Origin of the sequence: Rhodococcus sp. MH15, from assembly GCF_019266045.1 — a bacterium.
Taxonomy (GTDB): Bacteria; Actinomycetota; Actinomycetes; order Mycobacteriales; family Mycobacteriaceae; genus Rhodococcus_F; species Rhodococcus_F qingshengii.
The window spans coordinates 1-25,334 of the sequence record NZ_LPNP01000057.1 but is presented as its reverse complement, the minus strand read 5'-3'; the positions used below and the strand labels follow the sequence as shown (position 1 = coordinate 25,334).

Genomic DNA, 25,334 nt, shown 5'->3' with positions numbered 1-25,334 from the left:
GGTAACTTAATACATGTTACTAGCCGTTCTTTGCATTGCCAACACCGGATTTGCGTCCGATGACAAGCGCGTCGACCGCGATTCCCGTTTCGGTGTGCCTGTGGGGATTTCCGGCGATCTCGAACTCGAGCTTTCCGCGGAACTCCTGCATCAATTCTTCTGGTGTGTAAAGGATTTCGGGATCTTGTGGCCCGCCGACGCCGTAGTCGATGTTGCTTCGGTCGTGACCCAAAATCATGAGGATTCCGTCAGGTTTCAGAGAATTTATGGCACGGTTCACAACCAGGGTGCGTTGTGGTGCGGGCAGATGAAGGTAAAGAAGCAGGGCCAAGTCGTATCCCTGCTCGTTCCTCGAGGCGTAATCCGCGACGGTGACGTCGCCGTATCGGTAGTCGAGCCGGTCGAGAACCGATCGGGGTGAGCGGGCCGCGATCGTGCGGGCTTTCTCGATCGCGACGGCCGAGTAGTCGATGCCGGTGACCTCCCAACCGCGAGTCGCGAGCCACAACGCGTTACGACCCTCGCCGCACGCCAGGTCCAGTGCCTGGCCGTGGGGGAGGGCCGTCGCGTATTCCACCAGCAATTCGTTGGGAGGAGCGCCCCAGACGAGCTCGGTTTCTTCGTACTTCTTGTCCCAGGCCGCCGCATCCATAGATGACGACGGTAGTGCCACTCAGTGGTTACGCACTCCGTCCATCGGGTTCTTGCGTAGAGCGGCGCGCGTCGGGAGCGCGATGGAGACAAATCCCAGAACAGCGGTCACCGCGACGATGGAACCGTAAATCGCCGGTGAAATCGCCGGGATCGGCTGCCCGGACACCGCTACGGCAATGCCCATCAGAGGCGGCAGGGCGATCAGTGATCCGACCACGACGGCGATTCCCACCACCATCAACGACTCGATGCGCATCATTGCTCGGACCTGCCTCGTCCGCGAGCCCACCAGTTGAAGGAGCGCGAACTCGCGGGAACGCTCGGCAGTGGCGGCGACCAGGGTGTTCACGACTGCGACTGCGAGATAGCCGAGCAGGACGAGGACGGCGAGGATGCTGACCCACGACTGCATACGACGCTGATCTTCGCCCGCGGCCCCGAACTGGTCCTGGTTCATCGCGGCGATCGAGGGGAACGAGCGCAACGACTGCTGGACTTCGGCCGACCGTCCGGGTTCGGCAGCAACCAGAACGGTGTCGATCAGAGCGTCGGTGGAGTGCTGACGCAAAGTCTCGATCGGCATGGTCACGTCCCCGAATCCGAGGCCGCGACCATATTTTGCGACGACCATGGGATGTACCAGTGTTCCGTCACCCAGATAGAGGTCGACGCGCTGGCCTACCTTGGCTCCGAGGGTGAAGGCGCCGTCTTCGCTCACGGCAACGGTATCGCCCGTCAGAGCGCTGAGGTCGCCCTCGGTCACCGCGAGATCGAGGGTCGCGTCGGCGCTGGCGGCGTCGATGCCCTGGGCCGCGATCGCGCTGTCGGCTGAGCCGCCTTCCTCACCGCTGGGTACCGGGAGGACTTGACTGCGGACCACCGGGTTTGCCGCACTCACTCCGGGCACCGATGCGATCGACTCGAGGAGCGAGGGAGCGATACCGGCTGGTGCGCCGACGATCAGGTCGGCGGTGACGCCCTTGATCGACTGGTTGGTCGCCTCGGCGGCGACGGTGCTCTGGCTGAAGAACTGCACCGAGCCGAGCGCGATTGCGAGAGCCAACGGAACAACCGCCGACGAGAGCCGTCTCGAATTGGATTCGGCGTTGGCGGCAGCGAGAACTTTGGACGCCGACCCACTGCGGCGCAGCGGACCGCCGATCACCTTGATGATGCCGCGCACCAACAAGGGGCCGAGCAGCGCGACCGAGAAGATCAACAACAGTGCGCTCGAACCGGCTCCAGCGGCCGCCACGCTGCCGGGCAGGAAAGCAGGGAGGACGCAGGCGCTGAGGCCGGCGGCGCCGAAGATCAGCCCGGTGACGATGCGTCCGCGGCTCAGTTTCGCCGGGCCGCTTTCGGATTCGCGAAGCGCTTCGACGGGGTCGAGCTTCGCCGGTCGTCGTGCCGCGATCGCCGCTGCCGCGCGGGCAGTGAGTACGCAGATCAGGAAAGCTGCGATCGCCGGAAGCGGGCTGTAGGCCAGCGCGAAATCGGTGGGCATGACCCCGGCGTCGGCGAACTGTGCGCCCAGCACTCGGGCGAGCAGGTATCCGGGCACCGCGCCGAGAGCTGCCGCCGCAGCAGCAACGAGCAGCACTTCACGTCCGATCATGACGTGCACTTGCCGCGTGGTGGCCCCGATTGCCCGCAACAGAGCGAACTCTCGGCGCCTGGCGTTGATCGAGAGCGACAGCGTGCTGGAAACGACGAACATACTGACCATCAACGCGAGACCGGCAAACGACGCGCAGAGCACGATCAACTGCGTCCGCGCAGCACCGGCGTCGAGGAATTCGATGCCTCCGCGTGCAGTGCCGGTCGAGACCTCCGCACCGGTTCCGGCGAGTGCATCGCGGGCGAGAGCGGCAGCATCCACGCCTTCGGGAGCGATCAATCCGACTGCGGTGACAGCGTTCTGGTGCGGCCACAACCGTTCGGCCTCTGCGTCGTCGAGGAAGACGAGTGCCGGACGGTCGGGTGACGGCACCGAAGCCGAATCAGCTGTGCCGACGACGGTGTACTCGTCCGTTACCGCGCCGTGAGCCAGCGTGATTCGCTCGCCGAGCGCGGCGCCCGTGGTCGAGACCACCTCGTCGCGGCTCTGCGGAGCGCGCCCCTCGGTGAGCGAGTACGGCGCCAATTGTGCTGTGTTCCAAGGATGTGCATCGAGTACGACGCCCTCGGCCGTGCTGACGGGGACGGAGATGTCGGGAACCACGGTGACATCGAGTGCGTCGAGCTTGCGGACCGTATCGCCGGCGAGGAGAACTCGCTCGGCAAAGGGCTGATCGGCGTCTTCCTTGACCTCGAGCGCCTGTGGTGCACTCACGATGGCGTCGGCACCGGCGTAGAGATGTGGTGAGACACCGCCTCGCACTCCCGATTCCAGCAGCACACCCAGACCGCAGGTGAGGAGCGCTGCGCAGAATACGGAGACGAACACGGCGACGAAACCGGAGCGATGCGCTTTCAGGTGCGCAAAGGTGTGCGCTTTCATCATCACCAGTCCCCGAGGTGTGTCATGCGCTCGGCGATCTGCTGCGGGGTCGGGCGGTCGATGTGCCCGACAAGTTTCCCGTCGGCGAGGAACAGCACACGATCGGCGTACGACGCGGCCACCGGGTCGTGCGTGACCATGACGATGGTCTGATCGAACTCGGCAGCCGTCCGGCGCAACAACTCCAGAACCTGCTTGGCGCTGCGGGAGTCGAGGGCGCCGGTCGGTTCGTCGGCAAAGAGTGCGTCGGGGTGAGTGACGAGGGCGCGCGCGATGGCGACGCGTTGCTGCTGACCGCCGGACAACTCGGAGGGTTTGCGCTTTCGGTGTGATCCGAGTCCGACGGATTCGAGGACGAAGGTCAGGTACTGCTTGTCGGCTCGTCGCCCGGCGAGGAGTAGGGGGAGCGTGACGTTCTGCTCGACGTCGAGAGCGCCGAGCAGGTTGTAGGCCTGGAAGACGAAACCGATGTGATCGCGACGGAAGATGCTGCGGGCCTTCGGCTTCAGTTGTGAAATTTCGGTGTCGCCCAGCCACACCGATCCGCTGCTCGGTCGGTCGAGCCCGGCGGCGCAGTGCAGGAAAGTGCTCTTGCCCGAGCCGGATGGGCCCATCACTGCGGTGAAGGTGCTGCGCGGCAGAGTGAGGCTGACGTTGTCGAGGGCGGTCACGGCGCCGCGGCCGTTGCCGTAGACCTTGCTGACCCCTTCTAGTCGCACGGCAGATGTTCGAGCTCCCGTGGCACCAGGGGCCGGCGAGGCGAGGACCGAGTGTCGATTCTTCATGGGAAGAACGCTATGGAGATTCGGCATTCGTCGACATCCAGCAGAGTCCCGAATCAATGGTGTAGCCAGCTGTAGTGGATCGTGCGGTGTGGTGCGGCATGCTGGGGCAGTGAAGAAGAGAACCAGGGCTGCGGTGTACGTGCTCGTCGAGGGTGCGGCAGCTGTTGTTTCCCTGTTCTTGCTGATGGTCGGTCTCATTCTGTTGTCGCTCTCGATTCTGATCGTCGGCTGGTTGCTGTTGCCGTCGTACGTGCGAGTGCTCCGGTGGTGGGCCGGCCTGGCTCGCAAACGCACCGCTGCGTACACCGGACGCCCTGTTCTGCAGCGATACCCACCGATGCCCAGCAATCCGACATTCGGGGACTGGAGCCGGTTCCTCACCGATCAGTCGACGAGGCGCGACGCGGCCTGGTTGTCGATTCATGGTCTGGGTGCTTTCGTCGCGGCGATGCTGACCATTGCTCTGCCACTCGGTGCGCTCAATGCGATTGCCGTCCCGCTGTACTGGCAGCAGATGCCCGCGGGCGAACCCGTCAACAACCCGTACCCCGTGACGTCGTGGCTGGGCGCTGCCGGAATGCCGTTGATCGGCATCCTGTACTTCCTGATCGCGTGGTGGTTGATCCCCGCGATGGCGAAATGGATCAGCTGGTCGACCACGACTTTGCTTGCGCCGGATACGCGTTCGGACCTCTCGAAGCGCGTCACCGCCCTGACGGCCAGCCGCGCTGCGGCGCTCGACGCGCATTCGGCCGAACTCAAGCGCATCGAGCGGGATCTGCACGACGGAGCGCAGAACCGTCTGGTCGCGGTGGTGATGATGTTGGGGATGGCCGAGCGGTCGTTGCAGAACAATCCGGACCAGGCTCTGCCACAACTGCATCGGGCCCAAGATGCGGCCACCGAGGCGTTGAGCGAACTCCGGACGTTGGTGCACGACATCTACCCGCCGATCCTCGACGAGTTGGGTCTGGAGGGCGCGATCTCGGCGCTCGCCGGGCGCTCCGCCGTGCCCTGCGTACTCGAGATCGACGAGCTCCGCCGTGCCCCGGCTGCCGTCGAGGCTGCTGCGTACTTCGTCGTCGCCGAGGCCTTGACCAACGTCGCAAAACACAGCGGAGCCCGCAGGGTCACCGTCACGGCACGGACGGAGACGTCGGACGACTCGTCGGGTGAGACGATGCTCATCGACGTGATCGACGACGGTCACGGCGGCGCGAACGAACGCCCGGGCGGCGGCGTGGCGGGTATTCGACGCCGGGTCGAGGCTTTCGAAGGAACCGCAGTATTGGAGAGCCCGGAGGGTGGACCGACAACGATGAGGGTGGAACTACCGTGCGGATTCTGATTGCCGAGGACGACGCTCTCCTGCGAGAGGGGCTGGCACTGCTGCTCCGCGGAGAGGGCTTCGAGGTGTCTGCTGTCTCCGACGCCGCGCAGTTCCTCACGGTGTTCGAGGAGACCGCCCCCGATGCCGCGGTGCTCGACGTCCGGATGCCTCCTACTTTCACCAACGAGGGACTTCGAGCGGCGATCGAGGTGCGCAAGCTTCGCCCGGGCTTTCCCGTCCTGGTCCTTTCCGCGTACGTCGAGGATCGCTACGCCGGTGAATTGTTGGCAGGAGGCGCCGGCGGGGTCGGGTACCTGCTCAAGGAACGAGTCGGGAAGGTAGCCGAGTTCGTCGACGCATTGAACCGGGTCGTCGACGGTGGAACCGTGATGGATCCCGAGGTCGTATCCCAACTGATGAGCCGTCGACGCGCCGACGATCCGATCAGATCGCTGACGCCACGCGAGTCCGAGGTTCTCGGACTGATGGCGGAGGGGTTGGGAAATCAGGAAATCGCCAGGAAACTGGTCGTCAGCGACACCGCTGTGAGCAAGCACATAGGAAATATCTTCGCAAAACTCGGCCTGTCGGCTTCCGAAAGCGGGCATCGTCGTGTTTTGGCAGTTCTAGCTCATTTGCGCGCCTGATCGTGGATCTGGACTACATACCTGACCGAAGCGTAATGTGAGCCAGCCTCATGTTGTTGCCGTGATCGAACGGTGACCTGAGAGGCAGGGGCTTATGTCCTGTACGTAACGTGTGATGTCGAATGCGCGTCATCACCAGAAACCAACGAGGAGATCGATCAATGGGTAAGCCGATTGCCAGTGTGGCCGGAGGTCGGCAGTCCGTCCTTCTCGGGCTCGGCGTTCACCGCCCGGAGCGAGTCGTGACCAACGACGAGATCTGCGAGCTGATCGATTCCACCGACGAGTGGATCCAGACGCGATCGGGTATCAAGTCGCGCCGGTTCTCCGGCGAAGGTGAAGGCATCCTCGCGATGTCGATCAGCGCTGCCCGTAAAGCACTGGACGTCAGCGGCATTGCACCCGAGCAGATCGGCGCCGTGATCATCGCGACGTCGACGTGGGACCTGCAGACTCCCCAGGCTGCGTCCATCGTCGCCCACGAGCTCGGCATCAAGGGTCCGGCTGCATTCGACGTCGCGGCAGGCTGCGCCGGTTTCTGTACCGCTCTTGCAGTGGCCAGCGATCTCGTTCGCGGTGGCACGGTTGATCACGTACTCGTCGTCGGCGTCGAGTTGATGAGCGAGGCCACCGAGCCCACCGATCGCAGCGTTCGCTTCATCTTCGGTGACGGCGCAGGCGCAGTTGTCGTCGGCCCGAGCGACACCGTCGGAATCGGCCCGGTCGAGTGGGGTTCGGACGGCAGCCAGTCCGACGCCATCGTTCAGGAGCCCAGCTGGCTCGACTACACCAAGAACCCGACCGGACCTCGGCCGTGGATCAAGATGGCCGGCACCGCGGTGTTCCGCTGGGCTGCCTTCGAGATGGGCAAGGTCGCCACTCGCACCCTGGAGAAGTCGGGGCTGGGTATCGAGGACATCGACGCTTTTGTGCCGCACCAGGCAAACCAGCGCATCAACGAGGTCATCGCTCGCAGCATGAAGCTGCCCGAGGGCTTCCCCGTCTCCAACGACATCGCCGAGACGGGCAACACGTCCGCGGCCTCGATCCCGCTCGCCATGGAGCAGATGCTGCGCGACGGCCAGTGCAAGCCGGGCGACAAGGCATTGCTTCTCGCCTTCGGTGCGGGTCTGTCCTTCGCCGGTCAGGTTGTCGTCATGCCGCCGTTGGCTGGAGCAGAATCCGCCTGATTTTTCCTTACGGAAGGGCGCCTCGAACCCACGGTTCGGGGCGCCCTTCCGTTTCCGTCCGGATCGTCGAACATCTGCGATGTGGCACTCTGGCGAGATGGTCGAGAACGTGGGGGAGTCCGAACGGGAGTCCGAACGTAATGGTGTGACGGGCGGCAGCTTGGCGAAGATGGGCGGGCAAGTGGCGCTCGCCAGCACGGTCAGTCGGATCACCGGCTTCGTCCGCACCCTTGCCCTTGCCGCGGTCCTGGGCATCGCCCTGGTCAGTGATGCGTACAACGCGGCCAACAGCTTCCCGAACATGGTCTATCAGCTCCTCCTCGGCGGGATTCTCGCCAGCGTCCTGCTTCCGTATCTGACGCGGCAACGGAGCCGTGGGCGGACGCTCGAACGAGAGCAGACGCAGCGCGTTCTCACCGTCGGAGCGCTGGCTCTTGCGCTCGTGACGGTAGTGGCCGTGGTGTGCGCGCCGCCTCTGGTCTCGGCCGTGATCGATGATCCGGCTCAACGAGAGCTCACGACGCTCTTCGCGTACTTGCTTCTTCCGGAGATCTTCTTCTACGGCGTCACGGCGATGATGACGGCTGTGCTCAGCGTTCGATCGGTGTTCGGCGCGCCGGCCTGGGCACCGGTGATCAACAACGTCGTCCTTCTGGTGACGGTCGCGGTCTTCCTGTGTATCCCGGGACCGGTGGCTCTGACTCCCGAGTCGATGACCACCGCGCAGGTTCTGGTGATCGGTATCGGCACTCTGCTCGGGATCGTGGCGCAAACCGCCGTCGTTGCTCGAGCGCTGCACCGCAACGGGTTTCGGTGGCGCCTTCGCGTGCGCGTCGTACCGCACACCTGGCGACCGGTGCGCGTCGGGGCGCCGTTGCTCGGCTGGGTACTTGTGTACGTCGTTGCCGGCCAGATCGGTGTGTGGGTGACGATGAAGGTCACTCTCTCCCGTCACGTCTACTCGATGTACACGCACGCGGATCTGCTGTTTCAAGTGGCGTACGGCATTCTCGGTGTGTCGTTGTTGACGGTGCTGATGCCGCGGATCGCCAGGTCGGTTGCTGCGGGTGACGACGTCGGCGTCGTATCCGATCTCGGCCGGGGAGCCCGGTATTCAGTGGTGGCGCTGATTCCGGTCACTGTGGCGCTCATGGTGTTCGGCCCCTCGTTGACCACCTTGATCTTCTTCGGCCGGGTCGACGGCAGCAGTGCCCGGTTGATCGGGACGGCCGTTGCGGTCAGTGCATTCGGGCTGGTGCCCTTTGCGATGGTCATGCTTCAGCTGCGAGTGTTCTACGCCGACAACAACACCCGAACTCCCGCGGTGATCGCCCTGGTGATGGTGGTCGCCAAGACTGTGCTCGTCCTTCTTGCGTCACTGTCGGCGAGTGACGAAAGGCTGGTCCTGGCCGTCTGTGCCGCCGGCTCGTTCTCCTACGTGTGTGGAGCGGTACTCGGCCACATCCTTCTTCGAAAGCGATACGGGCTGTTGGGATTCCGTCGCGTGCAGGCCACCGTCGGAAGGATTTCGGCGGCGGCAATTCTGGCAGGTGGTTGTGCGCTCGCTTTGGTGGTGGCGGTTCAGAACCGAGTTCCCGAGCCCAGGCTTGCTGCTGTTATTTCATTGTCGGCGGGTGCGGCCATCGGTGCCGTCGTCCTGTTGGGTGCATGCAAGGTCGTCGGTGTTCCCGAGATTCGCCGGGCGCGAACCCTACTGCTGTCCTGAGGACAAGAGCGGTACCAGCAGTTCGTCCGGAGTGAGGGCGCCGTGCTGTCCACGGAGGCCGGACAGTCCCGATTCGACAGATCGACGTACGACGGCCACGTCCCCGGACGCAATGGCGATGACATCACCGATCCGGCCGTGATACTCGGAATGCACTGCAGGCCCGAACAATCCTGCGACTATGCCCTCGGACCTCGTCCCGATCCACATGCGGTCACCCAGTTCGGCGCGCCAGCGGTCCGCAACATCTTGTGCAGCGCCTTCTCGGGTGTGGATGTGACGACATCTAGGTTCACCGGCAAGAGCGAGTACATCTTTGGACAGAATCGGAGTGTTGTCGAAGTCGATCTTGTTCTCGTCCGACACGTCGACCATTCCGTGGTCTGCCGTCACCAGCAATCTCACGTCCGGGCCGAGAGCCGCGGCCAGTTGCTCGACCAGTCGATCGACCAGCATCAGTTGGAAGATCCACGGCTCGGACTCGGGTCCGTAGACGTGGCCGAGTGCATCGATCTCGCTGATGTAGCAGTACGTGAACGTGCGGTCGGCAGATTTCGACGCCGCCACGGTGCGAGCGAGGAGGTCTCCGTATGCCTGGATTCCGGCGAACTGGGCACCGCGCATCCCGGCACGGGTGAGGCCGCTGCCGTCGAACTTCGACGGTACGACGGTTGTAACGGTGATGCCGGCTGCGGCGGCGCGATCGAACGTCGTTGCCTGCGGCTGCAGGGTCTCCGGGACGATGGAGTCGGTCTGAGATTCCTTCTTGCCCGCGCTGTGCCAACCCAGCCAGTTGAACACCGAATCGGCTTCTTCGACGTAGGACTGGTAGCCGGTGATGCCGTGCGCTCCCGAAGGCAGACCGGTCCCCAGTGAGACGATGCTGGTGGCCGTCGTCGTGGGGAAGCCTGCCCGGATGGGCGTTCCGATCAGTGAATTCAGGAATGGTGCGTGTTCGGCGTTGCGGGCGAGCAAATTCGCGCCCATCCCGTCTACCAGCAGAATTACGGTCTTCTTGCTGGGCTGTAGATCGAGACGGTTCGCTTCGCCGCTCACTCCGAGAGAAGCGAGTACCGACGGCGCAAGCGTCGACAGAGTCGGCTGCGAGTACACATCGAGGAGAGGGGCGGGGGCGGGCATCCCATGAGATTAGGCGTTGGACGCAGAAAACTGCATACCTTCTGGGCGAGTGTTCAAATCTGTGCGGTCAAATCCGGACTTTCCAGATGATCAGCGCGCAGAGACCGCGGACCGGTGCGGCCTCCGCGCGGAGAGTCATTCCATGATCGTGGAGATCTGGAACTTGGCACCTAGTGGATCGGCCACCGACGCGAGACGACCGAAGGGCGTGTCCTCGGGATCGCGCAAGACGCTGCCGCCGAATTCGACGACCTTGGCGACGGCCGCATCGGTGTCGTCCGCCCCGAAGTACACCTGCCAGAACGACGGCGCCTCTGCCGGGAGGAACGAGCTGGCATCCATCAAACCGGCGACGACGGTGTCGCCCTGCTTGGCCTGTGAGTACCGGAACTCGTCGCTGTCACCGATCGACTCGTAAGTCCAGCCGAACACGTCGGTGTAGAACGGCAGGACCGCGGCGTAGTTCTTGGACAAGGTCTCGTGCCAGACCGGCGCTCCGGCCTCGCCGACCAAACCGAAGCCGTGATGCTGATCTGCCTGCCAGATGCCGACGACGGCACCGGCCGGATCGCCCACGATCGCCATGCTGCCCTGAGGACCGACCTGCATCGACGGCATCATGATCGTTCCGCCCGCGGCTTGGGCCTTGGACGCCGACGCTGCCGCATCAGTCGAGGAGATGTAGGTGGTCCACACGTTGCCGTAGGGGTTTCCCTCCTGCTGGGGTCCGAGCCCGGCGATGGGCTGCCCGTCTTTGCTGAAGATCGCGTAGCCGCCGTACTGCGGGTCGTCGTTTGTGTCAGCCTGCCAGCCGAACACGTTGGTGTAGAAGGATTTGGCAACCTCGGTGTCGGAGCTGGTGAGGTCGATCCAACAGGGTGTTCCGTCGAGCGCTGTGCGTGCGGGCATCTGAAAACTCTCCTTAACCGAAACGGATACACAAGCAGGGGACGCGGAAATGCTTGGCCGAGGAAGGCCTGAATCTCACGCTACGCGCGTACCCCGACACATTCCCAGGGTTCGAGAGCTTTGGGGTATGTGTCCGTTTCGCGTTCCCCGGTGGGCCGGACCTGCCAACGTAGACGACCGCCGAATCGTTCTTGATACTCCGAAGTTGATGGGGCACTTGCTCGATCGGCAAGGGCGTTCCACCGGGGAGTGTTGGTACGTGTCAGCTCCTGATCAGCCCCGTGCGATCGAGCCACGCGAGCGCATGACGGGTGAACTCGTCCGGAATCTCCAATTGTGGGGTGTGACCGGTGTCGCCGAGAATGATGGTGGTCCAGTGTGGATGTGCAGCAGCGGCTGCCCGTGCGGCCTCGACTGGGACAAGCCGATCGCGATCGCCGTGCATCAGGAGCGTCGGAGTCGTGATCTCTCGCAATGTCTTTCGATAGGAGGCAGGACGGGCGAGGGTCATCAGCAGTGACCGTGCTGCCTGAAGGAATTCGGCATCCTGGGTAGGTTCGTTGCGGCGAATCGCCGTCAAGGCAGCGCCCGCGTCGAGGACCGCGGGGTCGGCTCGCGTCGGATCGGCAAAACACAATCTGGTCATCTGAGCGGCCAACTGCCGGTCTGACATCTTTCGGCGTCCGAAGCCGAGAACCTGCTCACCGACGTACGGCATCGAGTAGAGCGCGAATTGGGCGGCGACGGTCAGATCGGGAAGTTGGACGGGCAGGGGGAGCGCCGGATCCACCAGGACCAGGCCGGCGACTGATTCGGGACTGGCATGGGTCGACATTGCCGAGACCATTCCGCCCATGGAATTGCCGAACAGGACGGCGGGCTCACCCACCACTGTGTCGAGAAAGCGATTCAGAAGTACTGCGTTGGCGTCGACGCCGGTGTGTCGCCCACGGGCAGAGGTGAGTCCGAATCCGGCGAGGTCAAGTGCGTACACGCGCGTGCGCGCCGCCAGCGCCGGTGCGACCCGCACCCAGTTCAGGTGCGAGCCGCCCAGACCGTGAACGAGCACGATGGGCGGCGCTCCGCTGGGACCGCCGAAGTCGATCCAGTGAACGTCACCGCCGAGATCGGTGATGTTGCTTGTCCCGCCCCACGGGTGTGTGAGGGTGCTTCCGTCGACGAGTTGGGCCGAAACAGCGGATTCCATACCTGCCAGGATGCACCGAGGTGTCGTCGTAGTCACGCACTCGTTCCGGTTCGGGATCCGAATATGTGTCATCGATCACGGATTCTCAGGAAGCTCAGGAAACGGGCAAAACGGAATTTGACTGGTGTTCAGCACTTTTCGCGGTTGTCATCGCTGTCCGGCGGCCGTGGCGCGCGTCCGGCGGAGGTCGGTTCGGGCATACTGAAAACCATGTGGTGGATGGTCGGGCTCATAGTGCTGGCCGCGTTGGTTTTGGCATCCGTTCTGGTCGGTTTCGTTTTCCGCCGCCCGATCGCCGAAGCCAAGTCGGCGGTGCTTGCCTTCGACGACGCCAGCTCTCAGCCCCAGCGCGACTGACCACCGTCGAGCGGAATTGTTGCTCCAGTCAGATACGCGGCATCCGGGCCGACCAGGAAAGCCACCGCGGTTCCGATGTCCGTTTCGCAGTCGCCGATCCTCCGTAGCGGAATCCCGGCAACAAAGGCGGCAGCCTCCTCCGGGCGTGCATCTGCCCACCGCTGCAGCCCCGGCGACGACGCGTGGGGAGCAACCGCGTTGACCCGGATCCCGTCGACGCCCCATTCGCATGCTGCCGCGCGACTGAGGGCTCGGACGGATTCCTTCACGGCCGCGTAGCCGCCGTAGCCGGCAGCGTCCCAGCGGACGGCCACGGAGCTGACCATGTTGATGATTGCCCCGCCGCCGCGCTCCTTCATGAACGGGTAACAGGCCTGCATGGTTCGCAGAGTCGCGACGGGGCCGGACGTCAATCCGTCGGCAAGGCGCTCCGGAGTGAGGTCGAGGACGTTGCCGAGCGGGTTGAGGCTGGCGTTGTTGATCAGAATGTCGACGCCGCCGAACAGTTCCACCGTTCGCGCCACGGCTCCGGTGATGGAATCCGCGTCGGCGATATCCATGAGCACCGGTTCGGCACGGCCTCCGCGTTCGGCGATCTCGTTACATGTGACGACGAGTTTCGACTCAGTGCGGCCCGCGACCGCGACGGAAGCGCCCTCCTTGGCGAGCGCAAACGCAACTCCCTGGCCGACGCCTTGCCCTGCGCCAGTGATCAGGGCCACTTTTCCATCCAACTTGCCCACTGCTGTTCTCCTGCTCGTCATTCAACGGTTCCCGAAGCGTTGTCCGAATCGCGCATTGTTACTCGTGGGTTCCCGCTGGATGAGATGTGAGTTACGTCCCACTCAGCGGCACCGCTTCAAATTTCGGTCGTCTTACGTATATTGTGAGCGCCGTTACATACCGGGCGCGCGGACCGCGTACACATTCCATGATGAGGAGCTAGACATGGCATACACCAGCAGCATTGCAGCCAACGCAACCACCGGACCGCTCACGGACCTGGCCAAGGTTCTCGGCCCGATCGCCGGCATCGTTAGCGGCATCGCAGCCGTCGCCACGATTGCTGCACTCTTCGGTGGCAACAGCGCTTCCTGATCTGCTTCTGCAGTCAGATTTCCTCCGGCTCGCATTCTGAAGATATTGCCTTCGTGGATGCGGGCCGGAGGTTTGCCTGCAGATGAATACCTGTGTCTTGCAGGCACATTCATTTTTGTGATACGTCGATCTTTGCCGGCACATCCACACCTTCTTCGTGGACCTGGGGCCCGAAGTTCGGCAGCGGAGAGAAGTCGAGTGCCGCCTCCGAACCGCGGTAATGGCGGAAGTAGAAGAGGGATCGGTCGGGCCGCACCAGGCTGGCCGGTTCGCTTGTCTTCCATCCCCAGTAGACGTCTGCTCGCAAAATCTCCGACAGCCTCAGTATGTTCTTGCAACCATGGCTCTGTAGCCCAAGGCATTTCAATTCCTCGACGTCTCGCAATTGCCCGTCGCGCGTCCACCTGGATTCGTAGACCAGAGCATCGAGAACGACGCGGTGCGAACCCGCTTGAGTAACGCCGGCAAGTAGAACCTCCCAGTCCAATCCTGGTGCGTGTTGGAGGTATTCGTCGGCGTCGATGAATGCTGCCCATGCGACGGTGTCGCGGTACCGGCTCACGTAATCGACGTACGCCTCTACCTGTCCGTGCACGATCCGACCGTCCGCGTCGCGCGGTTGCCAGTCGACGATCGTCACCGGAAGGTCGTGCAGTTCTTTGCGGAATGCGACCTGAACTTCACTGTCCGACATCGATCGGGTGAAGGCGCCGTAAGAGTTGCCTCTCTTGTCCTCGCTGCGGCCGTGCCAACGGTTGAGGCTGAATGCGCTTGTCTTGCGGGTGGACCCGACGGAACCGGTGTTGTCGTAGAGAACAACCTCCCAGCCTTGCTCGATGTGGTGCAGGCACCAGTCTCTGATGAAGGGGAGATGTTCGCGGGGGAGCAGGACCGCAACCACGGCGCGGCGCCCGGCGTCAGCGCTGTTCGGATGATTCTTCGGATCCGTGATCACCCGACACACGATAGTGCTCTGCGTGGATGCGAGTTACTCAATGCTGCTCGTGGGAACGGTTGATCGTAGAACGTTGACACATTCGGCTATTTGTCTCATAGTCGAGTCATGACAACTTCTGTGTCACATTCGCCACGGTTTGTACCTTCCACCGGGGAGTCCTGGCGTTCGCCCTGGGCCATGTACGACGCATTGCGCGAGAACGACCCGGTGCACAACGTTGTGCCGGAAGCTGCGCCGCAGGACGACTACTGGGTGCTCACCCGTCACGAAGACGTCTACAACGCCGCTCGCGACTACGAGACGTATTCGTCGGCAAAGGGATTGACCACTGTCTACGGTGAACTCGAACAGATCGGGATGCAGGACAATCCGCCGTTCGTGATGCAGGATCCGCCAGTGCAGTCGGAGTTCCGGCGCATGGTGTCGAAGGGTTTCACTCCGCGTCAGGTATCGGCGGTCGAGCCGATGGTTCGCGAATTTGTCGTCGAACGTATCGAGGCGCTGAAAGCGCGTGGCAGCGGCGATATCGTCGTCGAGCTCTTCAAACCGTTGCCGTCTATGGTTGTCGCACACTATCTGGGTGTGCCGGAATCGGACCGTGACCAGTTCGACGGCTGGACCGAAGCCATTGTCGCTGCCAATTCGGCAGGTGGTGTGGCCGCGGCAGCGACGACGGCGCAGGCCGCCACCGGTGAGCTGATGATGTACTTCGCTTCGCTGATCGAACGCCGCAAGGTCGAACCGGGTGACGACACGATTTCGCACCTACTCGCCGCTGGACTCGGTGAAGACGGCGACATGTCCGGCCTGCTGTCGATTCTGGGCTTCGCCTTCACCATGGTGGCCGGTGGAAACGACACCACGACAGGAATGCTGGGTGGTTCGGTGGCGATGCTGACCGAACGCCTCGACCAGCGTCAGATCCTGCTGGACGATCCCGCATTGATCACCGACGCGGTCGACGAGTTGCTTCGACTCACCTCGCCGGTCCAAGGACTGGCACGCACCACGACGCGAGATGTGGCCTTGGGTGGCAAAGTGATTCCGGCAGGACGTAAGGTTCTGCTGATGTACGGTGCGGCCAATCGTGATCCCGAGAAGTACGGACCCGACGCGGCGGAGTTGGACGTCTTGCGTCGACCGCAGAAGATTCTCACCTTCAGTCATGGCGCCCACCACTGTCTGGGGGCGTCGGCAGCTCGGATGCAGGCTCGAGTTGCGTTGGAAGAGTTACTCTCCCGGATTCCCGACTTCCATGTCGACATCGACGCGATGCAATACGCGCCGGGCAACTACGTGCGCCGTCCGCTCTCGGCTCCGATGTCGGTGACTCGGCCATGAGCAACGACTGGCTCGGAGAGGGGCGCGCCTTGGCGGCAGCCGAGAAGATCCTCGACAGCGCGGCACAATTGTTCGTCGCGAAAGGCGTCAATGCGGTCGGTATGGCGGAGATAGCCTCTGCTGCAGGATGTTCCCGGGCCACCTTGTATCGGTACTTCGAGAATCGGCAGGCTCTTCACATTGCGTTCGTTCACCGCGAAGCTCGCAGGCTGGGAACTGCGATCGCGGAATCGGTAGCGACCATCGACGATCCGAGTGAGCGTCTGGAGACGGCCATACTCACTGCAGTGTCCGCGGTGCGTAGCACTCCGACGTTGGCTGCATGGTTCACCCCGGGCGATGCGAGTCTTGCCGGTGAACTTGCCAATTCATCCGACGTCATCAACGGACTTGGTGTCGCCATGCTCGGTGAACTCGGAGCAGGCACAGCGTCGCGGGCGCGCTGGATCGTGCGAGTGATTCTCTCGCTGCTCATGGTGCCGGGGGCGGACGAGAACGACGAGCGGACGTTGGTGCGTGAGTTCGTCGTTGCGCTGTTGATTGCTGGACGGGCCACCTGATCATCCCTTCCGGGTGATGTGCGAGGGCTGCGTGGGGATCGAGGATGAACCGATATCCCGACACAGGTCACCGCGAGTTCCCGAGGAGCGTAAGAGAAGATGACTACACCGTCCGAACTCGACCCCAAGCCCGCCACCGAAGCGACTCGCCTGGCAAATGCCCAGGTTCTCCGTGACCTTCCTTTCGACGACACCTTCGACTTCGAACTGATTTCTCGAGGTCTCGTGGCACCGCTCATCGATGGCGGACTGGTCAAAGGTGACAAAGGGCAGTTCATCTTCTCGTACGACGCCTACGGGTTCGCCGACGGCGATGCACCGGATACCGTCAACCCGAGTCTGTGGCGCCAAGCCACTTTAATGGGAAAGGGCGGTGGACTGTTCAAGCTGGCTGATCGTCTGTACCAGGTGATCGGCCAGGACTTGTCGAACACGACGATCATCGAGGGCGACACCGGGTTGATCATCGGTGACACTCTGATGTCCGCGGAAACAGCCGCTCTCGCGCTGGAGTTGTACTACCAGCACCGCCCGAAGGTTCCGGTCAAGGCAATCATCTTCACGCACTCCCACGGCGATCACTTCGGCGGTGTCAAAGGATTTGTCACCGACGAAGAGATCGAGTCCGGTGCCGTAAAGGTCTACGCACCAGACAGTTTCACGGAGGAAGCGATTTCCGAGAACGTACTTGCCGGCACGGCGATGACACGTCGCGGAATGTACATGTACGGATCGTTCCTGCGTCCGGGGCCACAAGGGCAGGTATCCGGTGGTCTCGGCCTGTCCACTTCGCACGGCACTTCGACGTTCGCCGTGCCTACCGACGTCATCACCGAACCGGTGCACGAAGAGGTCATCGACGGTGTGCGCGTGACGTTCATGCTCGCGCCGGGAACCGAAGCGCCATCCGAAATGCTCTTCTATTTACCAGATTTCAAGGCGCTCGGGTCAGCTGAGGACGTCACGCACACGATGCACAATCTATACACGTTGCGCGGCGCCAAGACTCGCGACGCCAAAGCGTGGTCGCACTACGTGCGTCTGGCAATGGAACTGTTCCCCGACGTCGAAATCATCTTTGCGCAGCATCATTGGCCCACGTGGGGCAACGACAAGATCTTGAAGCTGATGTCGGATCAGGCAGATCTGTACAAGTATCTGCACGATCAGACGTTGCGCCTTGCCAACAAGGGACTGACACCGGTAGAGATTGCCGACCAGATCGAGGTACCCGACGCGATCGGAAAGCAGTGGTACAACCGTGGGTACTACGGCTCGCTCAGTCACAACGTCAAAGCGATCTACACCTTCTATCTCGGTTGGTTCGACGGCGTTCCCGCTCACCTCAATCCCCATCCGCCGGTGGAGAACGGCAAGCGCTACGTCGAAGCCGTCGGCGGACCGGACGCACTTTTGACCAAGGGCAAGCAGGCGTTCGACGACGGCGACTACCGCTGGGCGGCCGAGCTGGTGAACCATCTGGTGTTCGCCGATCCGAGCAATCAGAAAGCGCGAGAGTTGTTGGCGGACACGTACGAACAACTCGGCTACCAAGCCGAGAACGGTACGTGGCGCAACTTCTACCTGGTCGGAGCGATGGAATTGCGGCATCCGCTGGCACCGATGCCGTCCAACAACCCCACCGGCCCGGCCGTGGTCGCAGTGATGCCGCTCGAACAGATGCTGGATTTCTGGGCAGTTCGCCTCGACGGTCCCAAAGCAGCCGATGTAGACCTGTCGTTGCGATTCGTATTGTCCGACACCGCGGACAACGTCCTGGTCACAGTGCGCAACGGCGTGCTGAACTACGACATGGACAAGGCAGATGCTTCGGCCGCCCTGACTCTGACCTTGACCCGTGCCGTGTTCAACGAGGTGTATCTGGGAACGACCTCGCTCACCGAATCCATCAAGGCCGGAACGGCAAAAGCTGTGGGAGATCGGTCCGAACTGGAGACGTTCATCTCGCTGCTGGAGGACTTCGATCTGTGGTTCGATATCGTCACGCCGTGACTGGTCGACTCCATGATGTGGCCCGGGTGGGGGATCATTCGAAACGAGAAGGATCTCCTGCGCCGACCCGCACGATTTCGGGAACACCGGACGAATAGTCGACGACTGTGGTGGGTTCGGTTCCGCAGTCACCCGAGTCGATGACGGCGTCGAGTTGGTGGTCGAGTTCTTCCTTGATCTGCCAGCCGTCCGTCATCGGTTCCTCGGCGCCGGGCAGGAGAAGGGTGCTGGAGAGGATGGGTTCACCCAACTCTTGCAAGAGTGCCCGCACTACCGGGTGGCTGGGGATACGCACTCCGACGGTCTTCTTCTTGGCGTGTGCCAGCCGACGCGGAACTTCCTTCGTGGCGGGAAGGATGAACGTGTACTGCCCAGGCGTAGCCGCTTTCACCGCGCGGAACGCCGAGTTGGTGACGTGGACGAAGTGCCCGAGCTGCGCGAAATCGGCACAGACCAGCGTGAAGTGATGGTCCGAACGCAGATGACGGATCTCGCGGATCCGATCGGTGCCCGAGTGATTGTCCATTCGGGCGCCCAGGGCGTAGCAGGAGTCGGTGGGGTAGGCGATGACCGCGTCGTTGCGCAGCATTTCGACGATCTGGCTGATCGCGCGCGGCTGCGGGTTTTCCGGGTGAACGTCGAAGTATCGGGCCATCAACTCAGCTTAGTTCAGCTTGCAGATCACGAATGCCGTTCACCGTTGAGACTGTGGTCGGCGAGCAAACCCGTCAGCTCTTCGGCGTAGGCGAGTTGCTTACGTAAGTGTGTGCAGCTTTCTTCCGCCCGGGTGTGGCAGTCGGTGACGAATTCGGTTGCAGCGGTGCGCGTTGACGCGTCCGAAGCTTCGTCGTCGAGCACTGCCAGAGAATCGAGAAGTTGTTTCATTTCTTCGAGACTGAATCCGAGCGGCTTCATTCGTCGGATTACCAGTAGCCGTTGGACATCGGCCTCGGTATAGAGGCGGAATCCTCCGGCGCTCCGCTCGGACGGAGTAACCAGACCGACCTCGTCGTAATGACGAATCGTCTTGATCGACAGTTCGGTGCGTTCGGCAACCTGTCCGATCTGCATGTTCGGCCCTTGGCCCGCATGTTCCGGCTCAGACATCACTCCCACTTTCCTCGCGCTGGGCCTCCATACTCTCAGTGACCGTCACCCAGGCGACCGGACAGGCGCAGGTGGCGCTCGGCCGATGCGTCGTCGAGCCCCACGATCTCGACATTCTTGCCTCTGGCCGCGTACTTGGTGGTGATGGCGTCTAGTGTCGCGACGGTCGACGCGTCCCAGACATGAGACTCGGACAGATCGATGACAATGTTCTTCGGGTCGCCGGCGTAGTCGAACTGGTAGATCAGATCGTTGCTGGATGCGAAGAACAGTTCGCCTCGAACCGCATAGACACGGGTGTCCTCGTCCGGATGCGCGACGTCGATCACTTCGGTGAGATGCGCGATGCGGCGAGCGAAGATGACCATCGCGGTGATCACTCCGACGATCACGCCGTAGGCAAGATTGTGGGTCGCGACGGTGACTACCACGGTGACCAACATGACCACTGTCTCGCCGATCGGCATGCGGCGCAGGGTCTTCGGATTGATGCTGTGCCAATCGAAAGTGCCGACAGAGACCATGATCATGACGGCCACCAATGCGGCCATGGGAATCAACGCCACCACATCGCCGAGGCCGACGACGAGTATCAGCAAGAACACGCCCGCCAGGAAAGTCGAGATTCGAGTGCGAGCGCCGGAGACCTTGACGTTGATCATGGTCTGGCCGATCATCGCGCACCCTCCCATGCCCCCGAAGAAGCCGGTGACGATGTTCGCGACGCCTTGGCCCCACCCTTCTCGGGTCTTGTTCGATTGAGTATCCGTGACGCCGTCGACGAGCTTGGCCGTCATCAACGATTCGAGGAGTCCGACGAGCGCCATGGCCAATGCGTACGGCGCAATGATCGACAGTGTGTGCATGTCCAGGGGGACATCGGGGAACAGTAGCGTCGGTAGGCTCGACGGAAGCTCGCCCTCGTCGCCGACGTTGGGGACATCGAACGCGAAAACGACTGTGGCGGTTGTCAGTAGCACGATTGCCACCAGTGGAGCCGGGACGGCGTTCGTCAGTTTCGGCAGGAATACGAGTAGCAGAAGTGCGACTGCAAGGAGTGGGTAGACGAGCCACGGAACATCGATCAGGTGGGGGAGTTGGGCGATGAAGATCAAGATGGCGAGTGCGTTGACGAATCCCACCATGACGCTGCGCGGAATGAAGCGCATCAACTTTGCGACGCCCAGGAGGCTCAGCACGATCTGGAGAAGGCCGGCCAGAAGGACTGTCGCAATCAGGTAGTCGATTCCGTACTCGCGCGTCAGTGGAGCGACGACCAGTGCGACGGCGCCGGTAGCTGCGGAGATCATTGCGGGTCGTCCGCCGACGACGGCGATGGTCACTGCCATCGTGAACGACGCGAACAGTCCTACCCGCGGATCGACGCCGGCGATGATCGAGAACGAGATCGCCTCGGGAATCAGTGCCAACGCCACGACCAGTCCGGCCAAAACCTCCGTTTTGAGACGGTGAGGTGACCGGAGCGCGGCCCGAACCGAATTGTCGTTGGTGGATGAAGCGATGGTTACTGCCATGAGATTCCGTCCTGACGAGGTTCTCATACTCTACCCTCCTGTAAGGGTAGAGTATGACCGGAGATCTCGCTACGGTGCGAACTTCTGTCGAATTGTGTTTCCCCGCAGTGAATCTCGAATCGCGAGATTGATCGAGAGGGGAAAGGCCTGCGGCGGCGGTCAGATGTGACGACCAGTAACCCTTACCAAGTATTTACCTACTGTGTGGTTTTTGTTTATTGAAAAAGGGTCAACTCGGGCGCTGGCTCCGTTACAGTTCGGCGGCAAACGTCAATCAGGTTGTTCCGAGAGGACATCATGTCAAAACGCCTACTGAATGCTGCGCTCCTTACCGGCCTCCTTGCCGGTGGAACCGCTGTGTCCGTGATTCCGGCAACCGCGGCGCCCGTTGCAGAAACCACGTCGACAACGTTCCAGGTCACGTGCCGCGCAGTTCCGAGTGCGTTCTCCGGTCCTTCGTCAGACGGAAAGCCTGCTACGGTGCGGGTTTCGGCTCCGACGGTAGTCGCGCCAGGTCAGGTCTTCGACATCGACGTGGATCCGGGTAGCGTCCAGATCCCGAACGATGTGAGCGGCGCAAGCGTCAAGAAGATCTCGCGTCTGAAGATTGATCTGCCGATTCCGACCAACGCGGAGTTCGTTTCGGCGACGGTCACCGATCCGGGCAATGTTATTGCCGGGAAACCTGCTTCGGTGATTCGTGTCAACGAAGACGGCACTCCCGCAGCGGACGGTCCGATACTCCGGTTGTCCGGCGCAAACGAAGCGATCGGCAACAGTCCGTCATCGTCGTCGGGTGCGCACGGCGGGCTTGCGATCAATGCTCAGTCCGGAGTCGAGACCAACATCGTCTTTCCGAAGATCAGAATCACCGTAAAGGCCGGGCCGTCCGGCGCAGTCGAAACCAATGTCCGGACTTCGGGTGCTGCAGGTACTTTCGGCGGGCCCGAGTCATTTTTGACCTTCCTCCCTCAGGTCAGTCACTGGCTCGCGGGAACCATCTGGGCGCCCACATCCTGCTCGCCGCGCGACGCTGAGACCGGCCCCCTCAATGCCGGTGCCGGCGCCCTGGCATCCACGAAGATCGACGGGGACCTGGGGCCCGTTGATCCTGAGCCAGGCGCGGACATCGTGACTAAGCTCGAAGGACCGGCTACCGCCGCGACCGGTACCAAGGTGTCTTTTGCTTCTCACGTCGATCCGGAAAACACAACGGGAACAGTACAGTTCATGGTCGACGGCAAACCCGTCGGTGACCCGCGGCCGGTGGTTCGCGGTATTGCGCGCCTGGATCTCACCTTCGGTAAGGCGGGTACCAAGTCCGTGACTGCAGTATTCACCGCTACCGGAGACGAGGCGAAGTACACGTCGGCGGCACACGTACTCACGGTGACCGGTGACACCACAGGTCCGGTCGATCCCGACCCGACCGATCCGGGCACTCCGGGCGGTCTCGGCAGCCTCGAGTCCGTTCTGCCGCAGCTGCCAACGGGTTCGCTCGGTGGCAAGTGATCACGGTCCTACCTCACTGAACTTTCAATGGCCGAGTTCTTCTGAAAGGCAACACATGAACCCCCGCACTCTGGCAGTTTGCGCTGTCGTACCAGCACTCGCGGCCGGACTCCTCGCTGTGTCCGCGCCGGTGGCAGCGGCTTCCGATACCGTGACGCGGACAGTTTCCTTCGAACACAAGTGCCGGGTCGACGGCGCCACCGATTGGGATTCGTCGTTCTCCGACAACATGGAGGTAACGGCGCCCACGTCCGTGCGTCCCGGCGAACAGTTCACAGTGAAATTGCATCCAGGCACCATGCGTAGTTCGGATTCGGACACCGGTCGTATCAAGTACGACATCGCACTACCGCAAGGGGCAACCCTGGTTTCGTACTCCCTCGTCGGTGATTCGTCGTCCAACTTGACCGGCGAGACTGCGGTGCTGCTCCGGGTGGGCGCAGACGGAAACGCGAACCCGGCGGGTGAGTACCTGCGAATTACCGGTACCGGCAACAAGACAGTCAACGACGGTCCGAGCGCGAACGACAACAAGCCCAAGGAAGGGCTGCAAGTCAAGGCGAACACGGACTTTCGTTTGCCGGCAGTCGAATTGAAACTCGAAGCTCGGTCCGACGAGGGAAATGCGACGACGCACCTGCGCGCCGGGGCGACGAGCCCGAGCATCAAGATCAAAGACACGAGCATGAGTTTCGGTGAGTCCCGGTGGGTCAATGCCGCTGGGTATTGTGTTGCTGCGGGGGAAGGACGCAACGCCCTCTCGACTACCGAGGTCTTCACGACCAACCAGACCGAGACGATGGTCGCTGTCGCACTGGAGGCACTGACGGGCGAAGACGTCAAGATTGCGGCGAGTATCGACCCGAACCCGGGTGAGGGAACGGTCGAGTTCTTCGACGGCGATACGAAGATCGGCAGCGCCACAGTCGATTCCAATGGCCATGCAGAACTGGTCTGGCCGTTCCGCGACCAGGGCGAGCATCGCATCACCGCAAAGTTCTTGGGTACCAAGAAGTTCAGTTCTTCGGAATCTGCGGACAAGACCGTGACCGTCACCGTGCCTGGTGTCATCGTCGTCGAGCCGGTGGATCCGACGGAACCGGAAACTCCTGGTGGAACCGGAAGCCTCGGGGACATCTTCTCGAAGCTGCCGACGGGCTCACTCGGAGGCTGAGTCACCCAAACGGCAGGGGAGCGTCGACGTTTCGGCTCGAATGCGGGTGTGTGATCGAAGGCTGGAATGACAGGTTCGAATCATGCCGAGAGCCGCAACGCCGGCGTTCTCTGATCTTCTCAATGGGAGTCTCCGTCACGGAAATCGGGCCAGAACCACAAAAAGGTAGCTCACCAAAACTCGTGCCCTTTTACTACCGTTAGTTGAAGAACTGCGCGAACCGCGGGTTCTTACATCAACAAGCCTTCGAACTCGCCGCTGCGGTTCAGGTATGAACAAGGTAGGGAAAATGCGCAAGGTTAGTTTGCTCGCGTCCGCTGCAGCAGTAGCTGTCGGTGTGGCAATGATCGGGACGTCTGCGGCCTCAGCAGCGCCGGGAACGATTCCCGGTCACGGGCTGTTCGACGTGCCGTGGGAGGTGTTGCCGGGAACCTACACGACGTCTGGGCCCGTATCAGCTGACATGCCGTGCATATACGGCCGAGCAAAAGTCGACGGCGATGGTGAATTGAATGTACTCGAGTTCGAAAGCACCCTCGAACCGGCGACAGTCACGATTCTCTTGACGGATTCTCGCTTCACCACCGCATATTGCTCTGATTGGAAGCGAGTGTCGTCAGTCGGATCGTTGGATCTCGGATCACTTTTCGGGTTATAGACGTCGCCGCTCTGATTCCAGATGGGCCTCTGGCCGTGGCCACGGACCTCTGCTATCTCGGCTGACGCTCGCCTCGCGGATGTGCTCGTTCGTCTCGAGTTTCCGACCACTCGTCGCATGAGTCCATGACCAGGGACTTTAGCCCTCGGTAATTACCTACCAATCGGTATATTCTGCGAAGGTACGGACTTCGTGAACCGATGTGAGTTGGCTCCGGGGGACGTGCCGGCCTCGCAGGACCGCCCGCAAAGTCAGCCCGGTGAGGCCACCGGAGTTCGCGCATTTCGACAGATTGCCGCTGGGTCCGTCCGCTACGAGGGGAGCGGACGGACCTGACAGCACGAGAGAGTGCCATGCCTGAACGTGGTCAAAGCAGAGTGGACGCGGGGATCATTGCCGTCGTCGCAGTCATCACCGGTGTGTTCGTCGCACTGACCGGTCACGGTCTGGTTGCAGCGCTCGCCACCGTAGTGGGCCTCGCGCTCGGAATGGCGATTGTGCGGTATCTGATCAAGGGCCGCTGATCACCGCAAGAGTTCAGCAGGTCGCGAGAATGTCTGCGATGGTGTCGTGTTCGGCTTGGGTGACCCACAAACCGTATGCCGCTTTGACTTCCACTTGAGCAGTCACGTACTGGCAGCGGTAGGCCTTGTTGGGTGGCAGCCAGGTCGCCGCGTCGGAATCCGACTTCTTCTGGTTCGTGGGCCCGTCGACAGCGCGCAGGTTTCGAGGGTCGTTGGCCAGATTGGTTCGCGTCTGTGTATCGAGCTGTTGTGCGCCCTTCTGCCAGGCGTCCGAGAGTGCGACTACATGTAATCCGTAGCTAGTAGGTAGTGCCGTTGACATCATCCTGGGCTTCCTTCCACGGATTCGGGATATGTGGGCGACGGTGTTATCTGCAGGCAGCGAGGTACGCCGATGACACCGCCGACA

Annotated in this window: 24 protein-coding genes and 1 pseudogene; 13 read left to right on the top strand and 12 right to left on the bottom strand. The window is 62.2% G+C overall.

The genetic code is table 11. The annotated features are described in order from the left end of the window. Positions 1 to 19 precede the first annotated feature (19 nt). The 3 genes from ATN37_RS03790 to ATN37_RS03780 are packed head-to-tail and all read right to left on the bottom strand — an operon-like array spanning position 20 to position 3,939. Positions 20 to 652: a bifunctional 2-polyprenyl-6-hydroxyphenol methylase/3-demethylubiquinol 3-O-methyltransferase UbiG gene (locus tag ATN37_RS03790; protein ID WP_063314945.1), complete on the bottom strand. Its 633-nt coding sequence runs from the start codon at positions 650 to 652 to the stop codon at positions 20 to 22. Between the two features lie 21 nt (positions 653 to 673). After that, on the bottom strand, positions 674 to 3,157 hold the full coding sequence (locus ATN37_RS03785; RefSeq protein ID WP_218694779.1) for an FtsX-like permease family protein: 2,484 nt from the start codon (positions 3,155 to 3,157) through the stop codon (positions 674 to 676). After that, positions 3,157 to 3,939, bottom strand: coding sequence for an ABC transporter ATP-binding protein (locus ATN37_RS03780; protein ID WP_042452563.1), 783 nt, complete (start codon positions 3,937 to 3,939; stop codon positions 3,157 to 3,159). The genes ATN37_RS03785 and ATN37_RS03780 overlap by 1 nt, the downstream gene beginning before the upstream one ends. A 109-nt stretch (positions 3,940 to 4,048) precedes the next feature. Between ATN37_RS03780 and ATN37_RS03775 the strand changes: the two genes are divergently transcribed. The 4 genes from ATN37_RS03775 to murJ all read left to right on the top strand — a co-directional run bounded on the left by ATN37_RS03775 (position 4,049) and on the right by murJ (position 8,832). Next, complete coding sequence (locus ATN37_RS03775; protein ID WP_179090776.1) at positions 4,049 to 5,287, top strand: sensor histidine kinase; 1,239 nt, start codon at positions 4,049 to 4,051, stop codon at positions 5,285 to 5,287. Next, complete coding sequence (locus tag ATN37_RS03770; protein WP_003945784.1) at positions 5,275 to 5,916, top strand: response regulator transcription factor; 642 nt, start codon at positions 5,275 to 5,277, stop codon at positions 5,914 to 5,916. The genes ATN37_RS03775 and ATN37_RS03770 overlap by 13 nt, the downstream gene beginning before the upstream one ends. A gap of 161 nt (positions 5,917 to 6,077) precedes the next feature. Further along, positions 6,078 to 7,106, top strand: a complete 1,029-nt coding sequence (locus ATN37_RS03765; protein ID WP_003945837.1) for a beta-ketoacyl-ACP synthase III — start codon at positions 6,078 to 6,080, stop codon at positions 7,104 to 7,106. A 97-nt stretch (positions 7,107 to 7,203) separates the two neighbouring features. After that, positions 7,204 to 8,832 (top strand): murein biosynthesis integral membrane protein MurJ, encoded by a 1,629-nt coding sequence (murJ, locus tag ATN37_RS03760; RefSeq protein WP_234550669.1) that lies wholly within the window; start codon positions 7,204 to 7,206, stop codon positions 8,830 to 8,832. On the opposite strand, the gene ATN37_RS03755 is transcribed toward murJ, so the two are convergent. The 3 genes from ATN37_RS03755 to ATN37_RS03745 form a co-directional block, all read right to left on the bottom strand. After that, positions 8,818 to 9,972 carry an alkaline phosphatase family protein gene (locus tag ATN37_RS03755; protein ID WP_042452555.1) on the bottom strand — a complete coding sequence of 385 codons (1,155 nt, stop codon included), beginning with the start codon at positions 9,970 to 9,972 and terminating at the stop codon, positions 8,818 to 8,820. The two genes, murJ and ATN37_RS03755, sit on opposite strands and share 15 nt — an antisense overlap. A 135-nt stretch (positions 9,973 to 10,107) precedes the next feature. Further along, positions 10,108 to 10,881: a VOC family protein gene (locus ATN37_RS03750; RefSeq protein ID WP_042452552.1), complete on the bottom strand. Its 774-nt coding sequence runs from the start codon at positions 10,879 to 10,881 to the stop codon at positions 10,108 to 10,110. A gap of 262 nt (positions 10,882 to 11,143) precedes the next feature. Then, on the bottom strand, positions 11,144 to 12,088 hold the full coding sequence (locus tag ATN37_RS03745; RefSeq protein WP_047269548.1) for an alpha/beta fold hydrolase: 945 nt from the start codon (positions 12,086 to 12,088) through the stop codon (positions 11,144 to 11,146). 144 nt (positions 12,089 to 12,232) lie between these two features. On the opposite strand from ATN37_RS03745, the gene ATN37_RS03740 reads away from it, so the two are divergent. Continuing rightward, the gene (locus ATN37_RS03740) at positions 12,233 to 12,445 is read left to right on the top strand and encodes a hypothetical protein (protein ID WP_223304495.1); all 213 of its coding nucleotides are present in this window, start codon (positions 12,233 to 12,235) and stop codon (positions 12,443 to 12,445) included. Here the strand turns inward: ATN37_RS03740 and ATN37_RS03735 are convergent. Continuing rightward, positions 12,427 to 13,188 carry an SDR family NAD(P)-dependent oxidoreductase gene (locus tag ATN37_RS03735; protein WP_042452547.1) on the bottom strand — a complete coding sequence of 254 codons (762 nt, stop codon included), beginning with the start codon at positions 13,186 to 13,188 and terminating at the stop codon, positions 12,427 to 12,429. The genes ATN37_RS03740 and ATN37_RS03735 overlap by 19 nt on opposite strands. Before the next feature lie 205 nt (positions 13,189 to 13,393). Here ATN37_RS03735 and ATN37_RS03730 point away from each other — a divergent pair, with 205 nt between their 5' ends. After that, the gene (locus ATN37_RS03730; protein WP_021343080.1) at positions 13,394 to 13,543 is read left to right on the top strand and encodes a hypothetical protein; all 150 of its coding nucleotides are present in this window, start codon (positions 13,394 to 13,396) and stop codon (positions 13,541 to 13,543) included. A 109-nt stretch (positions 13,544 to 13,652) separates the two neighbouring features. Here the strand turns inward: ATN37_RS03730 and ATN37_RS03725 are convergent, their stop codons facing one another. Next, positions 13,653 to 14,498, bottom strand: coding sequence for a hypothetical protein (locus ATN37_RS03725; RefSeq protein WP_218694775.1), 846 nt, complete (start codon positions 14,496 to 14,498; stop codon positions 13,653 to 13,655). A gap of 108 nt (positions 14,499 to 14,606) precedes the next feature. Between ATN37_RS03725 and ATN37_RS03720 the strand changes: the two genes are divergently transcribed. From ATN37_RS03720 to ATN37_RS03710, 3 genes are all read left to right on the top strand, one after another. After that, on the top strand, positions 14,607 to 15,842 hold the full coding sequence (locus ATN37_RS03720; RefSeq protein WP_042920218.1) for a cytochrome P450: 1,236 nt from the start codon (positions 14,607 to 14,609) through the stop codon (positions 15,840 to 15,842). Next, positions 15,839 to 16,402, top strand: coding sequence for a TetR/AcrR family transcriptional regulator (locus tag ATN37_RS03715; RefSeq protein ID WP_054826166.1), 564 nt, complete (start codon positions 15,839 to 15,841; stop codon positions 16,400 to 16,402). Before ATN37_RS03720 ends, ATN37_RS03715 begins: the two co-directional genes overlap by 4 nt. A 99-nt stretch (positions 16,403 to 16,501) precedes the next feature. Then, complete coding sequence (locus ATN37_RS03710; RefSeq protein WP_218694773.1) at positions 16,502 to 18,415, top strand: alkyl/aryl-sulfatase; 1,914 nt, start codon at positions 16,502 to 16,504, stop codon at positions 18,413 to 18,415. A gap of 34 nt (positions 18,416 to 18,449) precedes the next feature. On the opposite strand, the gene ATN37_RS03705 is transcribed toward ATN37_RS03710, so the two are convergent. From ATN37_RS03705 to ATN37_RS03695, 3 genes are read right to left on the bottom strand one after another with little or no spacing between them, the layout of a single operon-like run. After that, the gene (locus tag ATN37_RS03705; RefSeq protein ID WP_003945756.1) at positions 18,450 to 19,070 is read right to left on the bottom strand and encodes an L-threonylcarbamoyladenylate synthase; all 621 of its coding nucleotides are present in this window, start codon (positions 19,068 to 19,070) and stop codon (positions 18,450 to 18,452) included. 26 nt (positions 19,071 to 19,096) lie between these two features. Further along, positions 19,097 to 19,522, bottom strand: coding sequence for a MerR family transcriptional regulator (locus tag ATN37_RS03700; protein WP_063314938.1), 426 nt, complete (start codon positions 19,520 to 19,522; stop codon positions 19,097 to 19,099). A gap of 35 nt (positions 19,523 to 19,557) precedes the next feature. Beyond that, the gene (locus tag ATN37_RS03695; protein WP_256933131.1) at positions 19,558 to 21,057 is read right to left on the bottom strand and encodes a SulP family inorganic anion transporter; all 1,500 of its coding nucleotides are present in this window, start codon (positions 21,055 to 21,057) and stop codon (positions 19,558 to 19,560) included. A 297-nt stretch (positions 21,058 to 21,354) separates the two neighbouring features. On the opposite strand from ATN37_RS03695, the gene ATN37_RS03690 reads away from it, so the two are divergent. The 4 genes from ATN37_RS03690 (at position 21,355) to ATN37_RS03675 (ending at position 24,925) form a co-directional block, all read left to right on the top strand. Further along, on the top strand, positions 21,355 to 22,569 hold the full coding sequence (locus tag ATN37_RS03690) for an Ig-like domain-containing protein (RefSeq protein WP_218694769.1): 1,215 nt from the start codon (positions 21,355 to 21,357) through the stop codon (positions 22,567 to 22,569). 55 nt (positions 22,570 to 22,624) lie between these two features. Beyond that, positions 22,625 to 23,743 (top strand): Ig-like domain-containing protein, encoded by a 1,119-nt coding sequence (locus ATN37_RS03685; RefSeq protein WP_042452525.1) that lies wholly within the window; start codon positions 22,625 to 22,627, stop codon positions 23,741 to 23,743. Positions 23,744 to 24,032: 289 nt separating this feature from the next. Continuing rightward, positions 24,033 to 24,401, top strand: coding sequence for a hypothetical protein (locus tag ATN37_RS03680; protein WP_256933130.1), 369 nt, complete (start codon positions 24,033 to 24,035; stop codon positions 24,399 to 24,401). A gap of 353 nt (positions 24,402 to 24,754) precedes the next feature. Then, entirely contained in the window at positions 24,755 to 24,925 is a 171-nt protein-coding gene (locus ATN37_RS03675) for a hypothetical protein (RefSeq protein ID WP_007734610.1), read from the top strand. Positions 24,926 to 24,941: 16 nt separating this feature from the next. On the opposite strand, the pseudogene ATN37_RS03670 reads toward ATN37_RS03675, so the two are convergent. Beyond that, positions 24,942 to 25,214, bottom strand: a pseudogene (locus ATN37_RS03670) (HNH endonuclease family protein); the annotation flags it as partial. Positions 25,215 to 25,334: the final 120 nt, after the last annotated feature.